This window comes from Rhodospirillales bacterium RIFCSPLOWO2_02_FULL_58_16 (assembly GCA_001830425.1).
Lineage (GTDB): Bacteria > Pseudomonadota > Alphaproteobacteria > Rhodospirillales > 2-02-FULL-58-16 > 2-02-FULL-58-16.
Genome location: MIAA01000044.1, coordinates 1 through 13,388, shown reverse-complemented (window position 1 = coordinate 13,388; position 13,388 = coordinate 1). Strand labels below are relative to the sequence as shown.

The following is a 13,388-nucleotide window of genomic DNA, read 5'->3' as shown; positions in this document are numbered from 1 at the left end:
TCAAGTCCGGCCATGACGATTTTACGTATGCGTATTACGCAAGCTGGTTATAAAGATCGTTCCACTCCGGGTTTTCCGTAAGAATGAGACGAACCTTCCAGGTGCGAGGCCAATGTTTCAAGTTTTTCTCGCGCTGAAATGCCGCCTGAATGTCATCGTGACGTTCAGCATAGACCAGCCGCTTCAAGCCATGCTTTTTGGTAAAGCCATCGACCATACCTTCGCGATGCTCCCACACACGGCGAGCAAGATCGCCGGTAACGCCAACGTACAGCGTACCACTCGGTCGGTTCGTCATGATATAAACCCATCCGCCATGCATAGAGCGATTGTTGGCATGTAAAGACCAAAACGGCAACAAATGCGTGGATGGCCGGATCAAGTCCGGGGGTGATGCGGGGGCCGGCCATGACGTTATAGTTCTACCCTCCCCATTTTTTTCTGTCGTCCTTGCTTCCTTCTTCGCTCCCCTTGTCATTATCCATCTCGATGGTTATCTCGACGCGACGGTTCGCCGAACGGCCTTCGGGCGTGTTGTTGGCGCCCAGCGGGCGGCTGGCGCCGAAGCCCTGGGCGGTCACCCGGTTCGGATCGATGCGATTATCCTGGAGCAGGCGATGCACCACCGACACGGCGCGCTCGGTGGACAGGTCCCAGTTGGAACGGAACTGCTCGGTCGAAATCGGCTGGTCATCGGTGTGGCCGGAAACCAGGATGTTGCCCTTGGCGCGGGCCAGCGTGTCGGCGATTCTGCCGATTGCCGGCAGAATTTCGTTGCTCAGGTCCATGCTGCCGGAAGGAAACGCCGCCTTGTCGGGAAAGCGGATGATGACGGCGCCGTCCTTGACGATCAACTGCACCATGTCTTTCTTGATTTCTTCGGACATGATGTCCTTCAAGCCGCCGATAAATTTGCTCGTCTCTTCCTCACGCCGGTAAACCTCTTCCAGTTTTTTCTGCTCATCTGCGGTGATGACCTCGGTTGCCAGAGGAACATTTAACGGCGTTTCGTGCAGAAGGATGGCCGGCTTGGCATTGAAGACGCCACCGATGCCTTCGGCGTTCTTTTTGAATTCTTCTTTATTGACGGTAGAGAACGACAGCAGCATGACGAACATGCCGAACAGCAGCGCCATCAGGTCGGCAAACGTAATCAACCATCGCGGCAGAGGATGGGCATTTATTTTTTTCGCGGATAAATCGTCCATCAACGGCTATCCCTTGTCGTGTCCTTTATCAGGCCCCTTGCCGGGTTCGACGGTCCACGAATTCTTGGCCCAGGGCACGCGCTGTTTTTCCGGCAGGAAGGGTTCGAGGATTTCCAGCATCGCCGTCGGATTCTGCTTTTGCTGTATCTGGAAGACACATTCGATAATCAGCGCCCGGTTCGCCCGTTCCTGCTGGCTTTTCGCCTCCAGCTTGTCGGCGATGGGCAGGGCGATCATGTAGGCGATGAACACGCCATACAGCGTCGTCAGCATCGCTATCGACATCGACTGGCCGATGGCCGAGGGGTCTTTCATGTTGCTCAACAGTTGCACCAGACCGACCAGGGTGCCGACCATGCCGAACGCCGGCGCCGCGTCGCCGATGGACTGGAACACCCTGGCGCCGATTTCCTCGCGCTGGATGGAGAGCGCCATTTCCTGGGTCAGGACCTTGCGGATGTAGTCGAGATCGCGGCCATCGACGCACATCTGGATGCCCTTCTTGAAGAACTGGTTCTTGATCTTGGCGGATTCCAGACTCAGCATTCCCGATTTGCGCGCCAGCTTGCAAAGCTTGACCGCTTCGTTGATGAAGTCGCGGGGCTTTTCTTTTTCGTTGGTGAAGGCGGCTTTCAGGCCGATGGGAATGGCGAGAAAGAAGCCCGACAGCGGAAACTTGATCATGGTCGAAGCGAAGGTGCCGCCGACCACGATCAGGAACGCGGGAAGGTGAAGATAAATCCAGATGTTTGATTCATAGAGAATCGACGCCAATACGACGCCGACGCCGATTATAAGTCCCGCCAGGGTCGCAAAATCCAATTGATCCCCCCCCCTCTTTTCATTATGTCGTCCGTTCAGACGCTACAGCTAACCACTGATATGGGGTTTGCCGCAATACTATAGGCTTTAACAAGACGCAAAGACTGTGATCCTCGTCACTAAGATTGACTTATCAGCATCTTAATATCACTATCCTAAAAAATCATATTGTTGATTGATAAGTTTGATATTTTTCGCCGGGGGGGATGATTTTATGGTCGAGGCGTTGGCGGAACAAGCGGCGGTCGGGAAACAAGACGGCGGGCGAATTACCGCCGACATCCTTGACAAGGAAGTGCGGGAGCTTCTGGAAGAAGTCACCAAGGTCGAAGAAGTGGCGACCCAGATTTCCGGCGTAGCCAAGCAGACCAACCTGCTGGCGCTGAATGCCCGCATCGAGGCGGCGCGGGCCGGCGACATGGGGCGCGGCTTCGCGGTGGTCGCCGGCGAGGTCAAGGACCTGGCCGGCCAGACCGGCCAAGCGACGGAGGAAATCGAAAAGTCCATCGTCGAACTGACAAATGTCATCAAACGGCTGGGCAGACTTTCCGGCGGCGGCGGCGGGCCGAATTCAAATACCGCCACCCAGGAAATCCTCAATCTCGTCACCGAGATCGAAAAAGTGGGCGCCGTATCCAAACGTATTGACGCGGTAGCCAATGAAACCAACCTGCTGGCCCTGAACGCCACCATCGAGGCCACCCGCGCCGGCGATATGGGGCGCGGCTTCGCCGTAGTCGCCGGCGAGGTCAAGGTATTGGCCGGCCAGACCGCCAACGCCACTCACAACATCAACGCCTCTCTGGATAAACTGAACGCCCAGGCCGAACGCCTCGCCGAACTGATCATCGACGAATAATGACTCCCTCGACATGGAGCCGCTGGCAGCTTCCCGGCTTGTTGGCGATCGCCGCCGCAATCGTCATTCTCGCCGCTGTTGACGTGGAAAAAAAGAAGGCGCTTGACGCCGAAACCGCCCCCGCCGTCGTTTCAACTCCCACGCTGGTCATAAAGGCGCTGCGCCCGCCGGCCGGCGCCGTCTGCGCCCAGGCGAACGCCCTTCCCCGATCGCTGAATGACGGCTCAAAAACGCCGCCGTGCGGACTGTCCTTCGTCGCCGGCGCCGCCGAACCCGACCGCTATGTGCTGCTGTATCTGCACACCCACAGGGGAAATTATGTAAATAACGTCGAAATGCCCGCCGAACTGAAAGGCGGCAAACTGCTCACCGGGAACGCCGCCTGGAGCATCGGCCTGCCGTTGAACATGGACGAGCCGCTTGAACTCCTTGCCCTGTCCCTGGCCTCGAACAAAAAAATAGACGGGGCGGCGAAGTGGCTGGCCGAGCAGGATAATATGCCCGACGCCATCCGCAAACTGCGCGAAGGCGGCGTCGCCATCCTCATGCAAAGAGTATTGATCGAACCTTAGCGTTTTCCCCTTACGAAGGAGGGGCCGGGGGAGGTTTTTTCTTCACCCCCCCCCCCTCAGATCAGGTCGCGTGCAAACGAATTCCCAACGCCCTGATTACCTTGAAGATAGTGTCGAAGCGGGGCTTGGCGCCGGGGGAAAGCGCCTTGTACAGACTTTCTCGGCCCAATCCTGTGTCGCGGGCAAGCTGCGCCATGCCCTTGGCGCGGGCAATCACTCCCAAGGCATGAGTAATCAGTTCAGGATCATCCTCGTCAAGGCAGGCTTCCAGATAGGCCGCCATGTCTTCACTGCTCTTGAGGTGTTCCGCCGAATCCCAGCGTTTGAACGTCGTGGTCATGTGGCCTCCTTCCACCAAAATCGCTTGATGTAAAAATCTCGACCACCGCCATACTGTATCCTACCGGATACGACATGGCAATATCCCCGTGAACAACCTGCCGGGTATTCACATCTCCCCATGATCGGCGCCGATGGCTTGGGCAATGGAGTCAAAGCCGTCGGCGCGCAGCAGTTCCACAAGCCCGCGCTTGATGCGGTTGACCAGTCCGGGACCGTGATAAACCAGCGCCGTATATAGCTGCACCAACGACGCCCCGGCGCGGATTTTGGCATAGGCGGTCTCGGCGCTGTCGATGCCGCCGACGCCGATGATCGGCAGCTTGCCCCCGGTCAGCCGATACATGTCGGCCAGCACCCCGGTTGACGGCGCCATCAGCGGACGACCGCTGAGTCCGCCGCTTTCGCCGCGCTGAAAACCGGTAAGCTGCGGCGGGCGCGCAATAGTGGTGTTGGTGGCGATCAGCCCGTCGATGCCGGTCTCCAGCGCCGCCTCGGCGATATCCCTCTTGTCGTCTTCGGTCAGGTCGGGAGCGATCTTGAGAAGTAGCGGCGGCCCGGACGGCATGGCCGCCAAGGCCGACAATACCGCCTTCAGCAACGCCGTAAGCTGATCCCGTCCTTGCAGGGCGCGCAGCCCCGGCGTGTTGGGCGAGGAGACGTTGATCACCAGATAATCGGCCAAGGCGGCCATCGCCCTGACGCCGGCGACATAATCCGCTGCGGCGTCGCTGCTGTCCTTGTTCTTGCCCAGATTAACGCCGACGATGCCCTTGCCGCGCCGCGCCGCAAGCCTTTGCGCAACCGCCTCCAGTCCGTCGTTGTTGAAACCCATGCGGTTGATCACGGCGCCGTCGCCGGCGAGGCGGAAAAGGCGGGGGCGCGGGTTTCCCTCCTGGGGGCGCGGGGTGACGCTGCCGATCTCGGTGAACCCGAATCCCAGTTTTTCCACGGCGCCGACAACCTCGGCGTTCTTGTCAAAGCCGGCGGCGAGACCGACGGGATTGGCAAACTCCAGACCCCACAGGCGAACCTTCAGCCGGGAATCCTCAAAGGAATCAAGACAGGGAATCAAGCCGCTCTTTAACGCCCTGATGGTCAGCCCGTGAGCGGTCTCCGGGTCCATGCTCCTCAGCACGGGTCCGACGATACGGAAGCAAAGGTCCGACACTTTCTATCCCTTTCATACGACGGACCAGTGTCCCGATTCGACCGAAATTCGCAAGCGTGAATTTTGAGTATCTTGAACACTGGTCATGTTCAAAAAAGTATGTTAGGAAACGAAGACTTCAGCTATCCTCCGGCCTGCCGGGAGATACGAATGACCGCGAATTTCAACCTATAAGCCAAGGGATAATAACATGAGCGATGTTGCCGCCCGCGTAAAAAAGATCGTCCTGGAACATCTGGGCGTCGATGAATCCAAGGTTGTCGAAGGCGCCAGCTTCATTGACGACCTGGGCGCAGACAGCTTGGACACGGTCGAACTGGTCATGGCCTTTGAGGAAGAGTTCGGATGCGAAATCCCCGATGACGCCGCCGAGAAAATCATGACTATCAAAGACGCTGTTGACTTTATTTCGTCCCAAAACAACTAGAGCATCAAGCTATTAGATGGTGAATAACCTTGCCTTAGCCAAGGTATTGTGTGTTGTGAACGGGATGTCATGAGACGTGTAGTCGTAACCGGAATAGGACTGATGACGCCGCTCGGAGTCGGGGCGGATGTCAATTGGCGGCGGCTGCTTAACGCCGAGTCCGGCATCACGAAGATTGACAACTTCGATGTCTCCGACATGAAGCCGAAAATCGCCGGCCAGGTGCCTGTCGGCGACGGCGGCAACGGCACATTCAATGTTGACGACTGGATCCCGCACAAGGACCAGCGCCGCATGGACAAGTTCATCGTCCTCGGTCTGGCGACGGCAATCCAGGCGGTCGAGGATTCCGGCTGGAAGCCCGAAGGCGAGGAAGACCGTTGCCGCACCGGGGTGTCGATCGGCTCGGGCATCGGCGGCCTCCCCGAAATTTCCAAAGGGGCGCTGATCGTCGACGGCGAAAAGAACGCCAGACGCCTCAGCCCGTTTTTCATTCCGGCCTGTCTGATTAATCTGGTTTCCGGACACCTCTCGATCAGATACAGCTTCAAGGGGCCGAACCACGCGGTGGTGACGGCATGTTCGACCGGCGCCCACGCCATCGGCGACGCGGCGCGCCTCATCATGTGGGATGACGCCGACGTCATGGTCGCCGGCGGCACTGAAGGAGCGGTCTGCCGCCTCGGAATCGCCGGCTTCGCCCAAGCGCGGGCGCTGTCCGCCAACTTCAACGACACGCCGGAGAAAGCGTCCCGGCCCTGGGATAAGGACCGCGACGGCTTTGTCATGAGCGACGGCTCCGGAGTCGTAGTGCTGGAGGAACTGGAACACGCCAAAAAACGCGGCGCAAAAATATACGCCGAGATCGTCGGTTACGGCTTGCCCGGCGACGCCCATCACATCACCGCTCCCGCCGAGGACGGCGACGGCGCTTACCGCTGCATGCGCATGGCGCTCAAGCGGGCGAAAATGAACCCGGAAGACATCGATTACGTCAACGCGCACGGCACTTCAACGCCTCTCGGCGATGAAATCGAACTGGCGGCGGTAAAGCGGGCCTTCGGCGACGCCGCCTACAAGATTTCCATGTCTTCCACCAAATCGGCGATCGGGCACCTGCTGGGCGCCGCCGGCGCCGTCGAAGCCATCTTCTCCATCCTCGCCATGCGCGATTCGGTGGCGCCGCCGACCCTCAACCTTGATAACCCGTCGGCGGGATGCGATATCGACCTTGTCCCCCACCACGCCAGGGAGCGCAAGATTCGCGCCGTGCTTTCCAATTCCTTCGGCTTCGGAGGAACCAATGCATCGCTCGTTTTCAAGGCGATGGATTAGGGCCGAAACGCATTGCGCATCGCCTATCTGTTGATAGTTCTCGGCCTGATCCTGGGCGGCGGGTTCGCCTGGCAGGGCTATGTGCGCTTCGTGCAGCCCGGCCCGCTCGCCGCCGAGACCAATGTCGTCATTCATCGCGGCTCCGGGTTCGGAGATATCGCCGGCGAATTGTTCCGCGCCGGAGTCATTTCCGATCCGCTGGCATTTCAGTTCGGCGCCCGCTTCCTGGGAGCGGACAAGGCGCTGCGCGCCGGCGAGTACGCCTTCCCGGCGAGAATCAGCCCCCGCGAGGCGCTGGCCGTCCTGCAAAGCGGCCGCACGGTAATTCGCCGCCTTACCATCGCCGAAGGCCTGACCACGGCCCAGGTATTGGCGCAACTGGCCGCTGCCGACGGCCTGGACGGCAAGATCGGCGCTGAATTTATGGATACGCCATGGCTCAAGGAAGGCTCGCTGTTGCCGGAGACCTATCATTTCTCCTTCGGCGATCAAAGAAACGACATGCTCAAACGCATGGCCGGAGCAATGGCGCAACTCCTGACAAGCCAGTGGCAGGCCCGCGCCTACGGGGGGCCGCTCAAAAGCCATGAAGAGGCGTTGATTCTCGCCTCGATCATCGAGAAGGAAACGTCATTGCCCAACGAGCGCGCCCGTATCGCCGGCGTCTTTATCAACCGTTTGCGCAAGGGCATGCGGCTGCAATCGGACCCGACGGCGGCCTATGGGATAACGTTGGGGAAAGAAGTGCTGGGACGGCCTTTGACCCGCGCCGACCTGAAAAACCCGACGCCTTTCAACACCTATGCCATCGACGGCCTCCCCCCCTCCCCCATCTGCAATCCCGGTCGTGAGTCGATTGCGGCGGCGCTGCACCCGGCCGAGACCGACGAGCTGTATTTCGTCGCCGACGGCGCGGGCGGCCATGTCTTCGCCCGCACTCTTGATGAGCACAATCTCAACGTCGCACGGTGGCGCAAAATCACCAACGAACAACGCGAGTAATGTTGTCAACAACCGGACTTGTCCGGACGCTGTACGGATGCTATAGTGGAGCCGTCGTTAAGGAGTAATGACCATGCCCCAAGCGCAGATGAAGACAAAGACCGAACGTATCGACGTTCGGGTTTCCCCGAAGGTGAAAGACACCCTGCAAAAAGCCGCCGCCTCGATCAACAAGTCAGTGAGCGAGTACCTTCTCGACGCCGGCCTTGAGGCCGCCGCCGAGATGCTGGCCGACCGCCGCGTGTTTGTCCTTGATGATAAACAATGGCGTAAGTTCCAGGAACTCCTTGACCGCCCGCCCCGGTTCAAACCGCGACTCGCTAAGTTGCTATCCGAGCCAAGCGTGTTTGAGAAAGCCCGGCGCTCTTGACGGAAGCGCCCGGCCCCATCACGAGGCTAGGCCCTGACCACGACACATCGACGTTCGATTGCGGCGACGAGGCGCTCAATCGCTTCCTGAAACGACACGCTCTCGGCAACCAACGGGCCGACAGCAGCCGGACCTACGTCGCGTGCCGGGGTCATGTCGTCGTCGCCTATTACAGCCTCGCCGTCGGGGCCGTACAGTGGGACGAGGTTCCGGGGCGCGTCAAAAAGGGATTGGCCCGTCATCCCGTGCCGGTGATGCTGCTCGCCCGCCTTGCCGTGGACCGCCGGGAACAGGGATCGGGAATCGGCAAGGGCCTCCTCAAGGACGCCGTCCTGCGGACGCTCCAGGCCGCCGACATCGCCGGCATCCGCGCCATTCTGGTTCACGCCAAGAACGCCGGCGTCAGGCAGTGGTATGAACGGTTCGACTTCGAGCCTGGTCCGACTGACCCGCTTCACCTGTTCCTGATGATCAAAGACACCCGCCTTCTGATCGGTTGATCAGGCATGGCGACTGTAAGCAATTTTCCCCATGGGTTCATCGGAGAAATTTGCTTATAGTCGCCGCGTCCGCCGCATCGCCCGTCAGGATTGCCCATGGTCGCCTATATCATCCGCCGTCTGTTGTTGATCATTCCGACGTTGTTCGGGATCATGATCGTCAACTTTATCATCGTTCAGTCGGCGCCCGGCGGTCCCGTCGAACAGATGGTTGCCCAGATTCAAGGGCTGGATGTAGCGGCGACGGCGAGGATCAGCGGCGCCGGCGGCGGCGAAATGACCGGCGGCGGCAAGCGACAGTCCGGCGTTCAGGGCAATAACGGCAAGTACCGGGGCGCCCAGGGCCTGGATGCGGAGTTCATCAAACGCATCGAGAAGCAGTTCGGCTTCGACAAGCCTCTGCACGAACGTTTCACGATGATGATGGGCAGCTATATGCGCTTTGACTTCGGGCAGAGCTTCTTCCGCGACCGCGACGTGATCGATCTGGTTCTCGACAAGATGCCGGTGTCGATCAGCCTCGGCCTGTGGACGACGCTGCTGGTTTACATGATTTCGATCCCGCTGGGCATCGCCAAGGCGGTGCGCGACGGCTCCCGGTTCGATGTCTGGACCAGCGGCGTGGTAGTGGTCGGCAACGCCGTCCCCGGCTTCCTGTTCGCCATTCTGCTGATCGTGCTGTTCGCCGGCGGGCGCTATCTGGACTGGTTCCCCCTGCGCGGACTGACCTCCGACAATTTCAGCGATCTCGGCCTGTTCGGCAGGATCAAGGACTATTTCTGGCACATCGCCCTGCCCATCCTGTCGATGGTGATCGGCGGCTTCGCCGGCCTGACCATGCTGACCAAGAACTCGTTCCTCGAAGAAATCAACAAGCAATATGTGCTGACGGCGCGCTCCAAAGGCTTGAGCGAAAAGCGGGTTCTCTACGGCCATGTCTTCCGCAACGCCATGCTGATCGTCATCGCCGGTTTCCCCGGCGCCTTCATCGGCATCCTGTTCACCGGGGCGCTGCTGACCGAGATCATCTTCTCCCTGGACGGGCTGGGGCTGCTGGGCTTCGAGGCGGCCGTCAAGCGCGACTATCCGGTGATGTTCGGCTCTCTTTTCTTCTTCACCCTGCTCGGACTGGTGATGAGTCTGATCGGCGACCTTATGTATCACGTCGTTGACCCGCGCATCGATTTTGAAAAGCGGGAGACGTAGACGGTGACGCGGCAGCGCATCCTCGGCATTGCGGTGACGCCGCTCACCGTTCGGCGGCTGAACAATTTCCGCGCCAACAAACGCGGCTTCTGGTCGCTGTGGATTTTCCTCACCATGTTCGCCGTCAGTCTCGGCGCCGAGTTCATCGCCAACGACAAGCCGCTCCTGGTCGTCTACGACGGCGGCGTCTATTTTCCCATTGTGACCTTTTATCCCGAGACGGCGTTCGGCGGATTCCTCGAAACCGAGACCGATTTCAAAGACCGGGAAGTGAGCCGGATGATCGCCGAAAAGGGCTGGATGATCTGGCCCCTGGTGCCGTTCAGCTATGACACCGTAAACTATCAACTGACCGAGCCGGCCCCTTCGGCGCCGTCGGCGATCAACCGGCTGGGCACCGACGACCAGGGCCGCGACGTGGCGGCGCGGATGATTTACGGATTTCGCATTTCCGTGCTGTTCGGACTGGCGCTGACCATCATCAGCTCCGTCATCGGCATCGCCTCCGGCGCAGTGCAGGGTTATTTCGGCGGGCTTACCGACCTGATATTCCAGCGTTTCATCGAAATTTGGTCGGGGCTGCCCATGCTCTATCTGCTGATCATCCTGGCCAGCGTCGTCGAACCTAACTTCTGGTGGCTGTTGGGGTTGATGCTGCTGTTCTCGTGGATGAGTCTGGTCGGCGTGGTGCGCGCCGAGTTCCTCAGGGCGCGCAACTTCACCTTCGTCGTCGCCGCCCGGGCGCTGGGGGTAAGCAACATCACCATCATGTTCAAGCATATCCTGCCGAACGCCATGGTGGCGACGCTGACCTTCCTGCCGTTCATTCTCAGCGGCTCCATCACCACCCTGACGGCGCTGGATTTTCTCGGCTTCGGCCTGCCGCCGGGATCGGCGTCGCTGGGCGAGCTTTTGAACCAGGGCAAGGCCAACCTGCACGCCCCCTGGCTGGGATTGACCGCCTTCTTCGTGCTGGCCGCCATGCTCAGCCTGCTGATCTTCATCGGCGAGGCGGTGCGCGACGCCTTTGACCCGAGGAAAACTTTTCAATGAGCAGCCTGCTGGAAATCAAAGACCTGTCCGTCTCCTTCAATCGCGGCGAGCGGGAAGTGAAGGCGGTGCGCTCCCTGTCCCTGTCGCTGGACAAGGGCGAAACGGTAGCCCTGGTCGGCGAGAGCGGCTCCGGCAAATCGGCGTCGGCGCTGTCGGTGATGAGGCTGCTGCCCTACCCCTTGGCTTGGCATCCCTCCGGCTCGATCCGCTTTAAGGACGAGGAGTTGACGGGAGCGCCCGAAGCCCGCATGCGCGAACTGCGCGGCAACCGCATCGCCATGATCTTCCAGGAACCGCTGAACTCGCTCAACCCGCTGCACTCCATCGAGAAGCAGATTTCCGAGGTGCTGTTCGTTCACAAACTGATGACGGTCTCCCAGGCGCGGGACCGGGTGGTGGAACTGCTGACTCATGTCGGCCTGGAGGAAGCAGCAATCCGGCTGCACGCCCTGCCCCACGAGTTCTCCGGCGGCCAGCAGCAGCGCATCATGATCGCCATGGCGCTGGCTAACGAACCCGACATTCTGATCGCCGATGAGCCGACCACCGCCGTTGACGTCACCATCCAGGCCCAACTGCTGAAACTGCTCAAAGACCTTCAGGCCGAGCACAACATGGCGCTGTTGCTGATTACCCACGATCTGGGCGTCGTCCGCATCATGGCCGACCGGGTGGCGGTGATGAACGAGGGACTGGTCGTCGAACAGGGGAACACCGCCGACATCTTCGCCGACCCGCAGCATCCTTATACCCGCCGCCTGCTGGCCTCGGAACCGTCGGGCCGTCCGCAACCGGCGAAAGCCGAAGCGCCCCTGGTAATGGCCGCCGACGACATCAAGGTATGGTTCCCCATTAGGAAGGGAGTGCTGCGCCGCACCGTCGGCCACATCAAGGCGGTGGACGGCGTTTCCTTTGAACTCAAGCGCGGACAAACTCTGGGCGTGGTCGGCGAGTCGGGATCGGGCAAAAGCTCGCTGGGGCGCGGCCTGCTTCGCCTCGAAAAAAGCTGCGGCGCCATCCTGTTCAAGGGCAGGAATATCCAGGGCTTGGGCGAAAAGCGGTTGCGGCCTCTGCGCGCCGATATGCAGATGGTCTTTCAGGACCCCTTCGGCAGCCTAAGCCCGCGCTTCTCGCTGGCCCAGATCGTCGAGGAAGGGCTTTTGGTTCACGGCATCGGCGGCGGCGCCGACGACCGCCGCGAGTTGATCGCCGAAACCCTGGAGGAAGTGGGACTGGAACGCTCGATGCTGGACCGCTATCCCCACGAGTTCTCCGGCGGCCAGCGCCAGCGCATCTCGATTGCCCGCGCCCTGGCGCTCAAACCGGACTTTATCATCCTGGACGAGCCGACCAGCGCGCTGGACATGTCGGTGCAGGCGCAGATCATTGATCTGCTGCGCGACCTGCAAAATCGCCATGACCTTGCCTATCTGTTCATCAGCCACGACCTCAAGGTGGTTCGCGCCCTGGCCCATGACATTCTGGTCATGCGCCGGGGGAAGGTCGTCGAGCAAGGTCCGGCTGACGATATTTTCGCCAATCCCAAGGAACCCTACACGCGGGCTTTGATGGCCGCCGCTTTCGAGATGAAAGCCGACGAAAGCGGCGTGGTCAGCGTTTGACGGGCCAGCCTCTCAATTATTCGTCTTTGGTATAAGCCTGACGCCGGGCAGCCCCTCAAAATGCCGGTCGCAAGTAAGCAAATCGGCGCCATGGACAAGAGCAGTGGCGTAGACAATGGCATCCGCAGTCGCCAACTTGTGCCGGGCGCACAGTTCCGCCGCCGACAGGGCGATGACGGTGTCGAGATCGACGACAACGCAAGTTTCGGTAAAAGCCATCACCTGATCGGCCTTGTTCTCGCCGACTTCCCGCGTCAGCCACTTCGCCAGTTCAAGCTGCACAATAGTCGGCACCAGCCATAGCCCCCGTTCGGGCAATTCGGCAGCCAGCGCAACGTCAGCTGGCGAGCGTGTCAGCCACTCGATCCAGGCCGAGGTATCGACGAGCCGCATCAGAATCGGTTCGTCCGGTCGCGGTAGCCCTTTGGATTTGCTCCATGCGCGAGGCCGGAAAGATCATCAAGTTCCAGCACCGGCACCAACAGTACGCCCTCGCCCTTAGGGATAAAAGCGAACACCTGCCCGGCCCGCCAATGCCGCGCCGCCCGGACAGCCTTAGGGATAGAAATCTGGTATTTGCTCGAAAGCTTGGCCACGCCCTTAGCTGACATTACGTTTCTCCTATCGACCATCGATTCGTAAGACAATAGCACAGAACGGCGCGAATTGGAAGCATCACCAGCGTTATCGCCGTCAACAGTTCAAGCCAACCACCCCCGCTCAATCTGGTGGACAGAACGCGGGGGTATTAAGACCTATCCGAACGCAACCTTGTATCCATGAAACCGGGTACAGTACAATATCGGTTCCACACTTAAAGGTTCGGCAATCATGTTTCGATCTATGAGGTGGTCCTACTTGTTTGGACAGTTCGGCGGCGAAGTTAAGGTGTATTCCGGTTG

The 13,388-nt window shown here is 60.0% G+C and carries 17 protein-coding genes; 10 read left to right on the top strand and 7 right to left on the bottom strand.

Translation table 11 applies throughout. From position 1 onward, the window contains the following. Nucleotides 1-34: 34 nt before the first annotated feature. The 3 genes from A3H92_07300 to A3H92_07290 form a co-directional block, all read right to left on the bottom strand. Nucleotides 35-322, bottom strand: a complete 288-nt coding sequence (locus A3H92_07300) for an excinuclease ABC subunit C (protein OHC73735.1) — start codon at nt 320-322, stop codon at nt 35-37. A 100-nt stretch (nt 323-422) separates the two neighbouring features. Next, entirely contained in the window at nt 423-1,208 is a 786-nt protein-coding gene (locus A3H92_07295; protein ID OHC73732.1) for a hypothetical protein, read from the bottom strand. Between the two features lie 6 nt (nt 1,209-1,214). Further along, nucleotides 1,215-2,030: a hypothetical protein gene (locus A3H92_07290; protein OHC73731.1), complete on the bottom strand. Its 816-nt coding sequence runs from the start codon at nt 2,028-2,030 to the stop codon at nt 1,215-1,217. A 214-nt stretch (nt 2,031-2,244) separates the two neighbouring features. Between A3H92_07290 and A3H92_07285 the strand changes: the two genes are divergently transcribed. Both A3H92_07285 and A3H92_07280 read left to right on the top strand, forming a co-directional pair. Next, a complete protein-coding gene (locus tag A3H92_07285) occupies nt 2,245-2,889 on the top strand; it encodes a hypothetical protein (GenBank protein OHC73730.1) in 645 nt (214 codons plus the stop codon). After that, nucleotides 2,889-3,461, top strand: coding sequence for a hypothetical protein (locus tag A3H92_07280; GenBank protein OHC73729.1), 573 nt, complete (start codon nt 2,889-2,891; stop codon nt 3,459-3,461). The genes A3H92_07285 and A3H92_07280 overlap by 1 nt, the downstream gene beginning before the upstream one ends. Before the next feature lie 61 nt (nt 3,462-3,522). On the opposite strand, the gene A3H92_07275 is transcribed toward A3H92_07280, so the two are convergent. Continuing rightward, nucleotides 3,523-3,801 carry a putative addiction module antidote protein gene (locus tag A3H92_07275; protein ID OHC73728.1) on the bottom strand — a complete coding sequence of 93 codons (279 nt, stop codon included), beginning with the start codon at nt 3,799-3,801 and terminating at the stop codon, nt 3,523-3,525. Nucleotides 3,802-3,909: 108 nt separating this feature from the next. After that, nucleotides 3,910-4,971 carry a dihydroorotate dehydrogenase (quinone) gene (locus tag A3H92_07270; protein OHC73727.1) on the bottom strand — a complete coding sequence of 354 codons (1,062 nt, stop codon included), beginning with the start codon at nt 4,969-4,971 and terminating at the stop codon, nt 3,910-3,912. 190 nt (nt 4,972-5,161) lie between these two features. Between A3H92_07270 and A3H92_07265 the strand changes: the two genes are divergently transcribed. The 8 genes from A3H92_07265 to A3H92_07230 all read left to right on the top strand — a co-directional run bounded on the left by A3H92_07265 (nt 5,162) and on the right by A3H92_07230 (nt 12,486). Continuing rightward, the gene (locus tag A3H92_07265) at nt 5,162-5,398 is read left to right on the top strand and encodes an acyl carrier protein (GenBank protein OHC73726.1); all 237 of its coding nucleotides are present in this window, start codon (nt 5,162-5,164) and stop codon (nt 5,396-5,398) included. Between the two features lie 69 nt (nt 5,399-5,467). Next, the gene (locus tag A3H92_07260; GenBank protein OHC73725.1) at nt 5,468-6,733 is read left to right on the top strand and encodes a beta-ketoacyl-[acyl-carrier-protein] synthase II; all 1,266 of its coding nucleotides are present in this window, start codon (nt 5,468-5,470) and stop codon (nt 6,731-6,733) included. A 12-nt stretch (nt 6,734-6,745) separates the two neighbouring features. Continuing rightward, on the top strand, nt 6,746-7,735 hold the full coding sequence (locus A3H92_07255) for an aminodeoxychorismate lyase (protein ID OHC73724.1): 990 nt from the start codon (nt 6,746-6,748) through the stop codon (nt 7,733-7,735). Nucleotides 7,736-7,823: 88 nt separating this feature from the next. Further along, on the top strand, nt 7,824-8,105 hold the full coding sequence (locus tag A3H92_07250; GenBank protein ID OHC73734.1) for a hypothetical protein: 282 nt from the start codon (nt 7,824-7,826) through the stop codon (nt 8,103-8,105). After that, nucleotides 8,102-8,605: a GNAT family N-acetyltransferase gene (locus A3H92_07245; GenBank protein ID OHC73723.1), complete on the top strand. Its 504-nt coding sequence runs from the start codon at nt 8,102-8,104 to the stop codon at nt 8,603-8,605. The genes A3H92_07250 and A3H92_07245 overlap by 4 nt, the downstream gene beginning before the upstream one ends. Before the next feature lie 96 nt (nt 8,606-8,701). After that, nucleotides 8,702-9,811, top strand: coding sequence for a microcin ABC transporter permease (locus A3H92_07240; GenBank protein OHC73722.1), 1,110 nt, complete (start codon nt 8,702-8,704; stop codon nt 9,809-9,811). A gap of 18 nt (nt 9,812-9,829) precedes the next feature. Then, entirely contained in the window at nt 9,830-10,864 is a 1,035-nt protein-coding gene (locus tag A3H92_07235) for an ABC transporter permease (GenBank protein ID OHC73733.1), read from the top strand. Beyond that, nucleotides 10,861-12,486: a microcin ABC transporter ATP-binding protein gene (locus A3H92_07230; GenBank protein ID OHC73721.1), complete on the top strand. Its 1,626-nt coding sequence runs from the start codon at nt 10,861-10,863 to the stop codon at nt 12,484-12,486. The genes A3H92_07235 and A3H92_07230 overlap by 4 nt, the downstream gene beginning before the upstream one ends. A 12-nt stretch (nt 12,487-12,498) precedes the next feature. Here the strand turns inward: A3H92_07230 and A3H92_07225 are convergent, their stop codons facing one another. After that, complete coding sequence (locus A3H92_07225) at nt 12,499-12,879, bottom strand: twitching motility protein PilT (protein ID OHC73720.1); 381 nt, start codon at nt 12,877-12,879, stop codon at nt 12,499-12,501. Further along, entirely contained in the window at nt 12,879-13,097 is a 219-nt protein-coding gene (locus tag A3H92_07220) for an AbrB family transcriptional regulator (GenBank protein ID OHC73719.1), read from the bottom strand. Before A3H92_07220 ends, A3H92_07225 begins: the two co-directional genes overlap by 1 nt. Nucleotides 13,098-13,388 lie beyond the last annotated feature (291 nt).

Coding starts and splice junctions, on each gene's coding strand:
- A3H92_07300 (OHC73735.1), bottom strand. CDS start 322: ATGCATGGCGGATGGGTTTATATCATGACGAACCGACCGAGTGGTACG.
- A3H92_07295 (OHC73732.1), bottom strand. CDS start 1,208: ATGGACGATTTATCCGCGAAAAAAATAAATGCCCATCCTCTGCCGCGA.
- A3H92_07285 (OHC73730.1), top strand. CDS start 2,245: ATGGTCGAGGCGTTGGCGGAACAAGCGGCGGTCGGGAAACAAGACGGC.
- A3H92_07280 (OHC73729.1), top strand. CDS start 2,889: ATGACTCCCTCGACATGGAGCCGCTGGCAGCTTCCCGGCTTGTTGGCG.
- A3H92_07275 (OHC73728.1), bottom strand. CDS start 3,801: ATGACCACGACGTTCAAACGCTGGGATTCGGCGGAACACCTCAAGAGC.
- A3H92_07265 (OHC73726.1), top strand. CDS start 5,162: ATGAGCGATGTTGCCGCCCGCGTAAAAAAGATCGTCCTGGAACATCTG.
- A3H92_07260 (OHC73725.1), top strand. CDS start 5,468: ATGAGACGTGTAGTCGTAACCGGAATAGGACTGATGACGCCGCTCGGA.
- A3H92_07250 (OHC73734.1), top strand. CDS start 7,824: ATGAAGACAAAGACCGAACGTATCGACGTTCGGGTTTCCCCGAAGGTG.
- A3H92_07240 (OHC73722.1), top strand. CDS start 8,702: ATGGTCGCCTATATCATCCGCCGTCTGTTGTTGATCATTCCGACGTTG.
- A3H92_07230 (OHC73721.1), top strand. CDS start 10,861: ATGAGCAGCCTGCTGGAAATCAAAGACCTGTCCGTCTCCTTCAATCGC.
- A3H92_07225 (OHC73720.1), bottom strand. CDS start 12,879: ATGCGGCTCGTCGATACCTCGGCCTGGATCGAGTGGCTGACACGCTCG.
- A3H92_07220 (OHC73719.1), bottom strand. CDS start 13,097: ATGTCAGCTAAGGGCGTGGCCAAGCTTTCGAGCAAATACCAGATTTCT.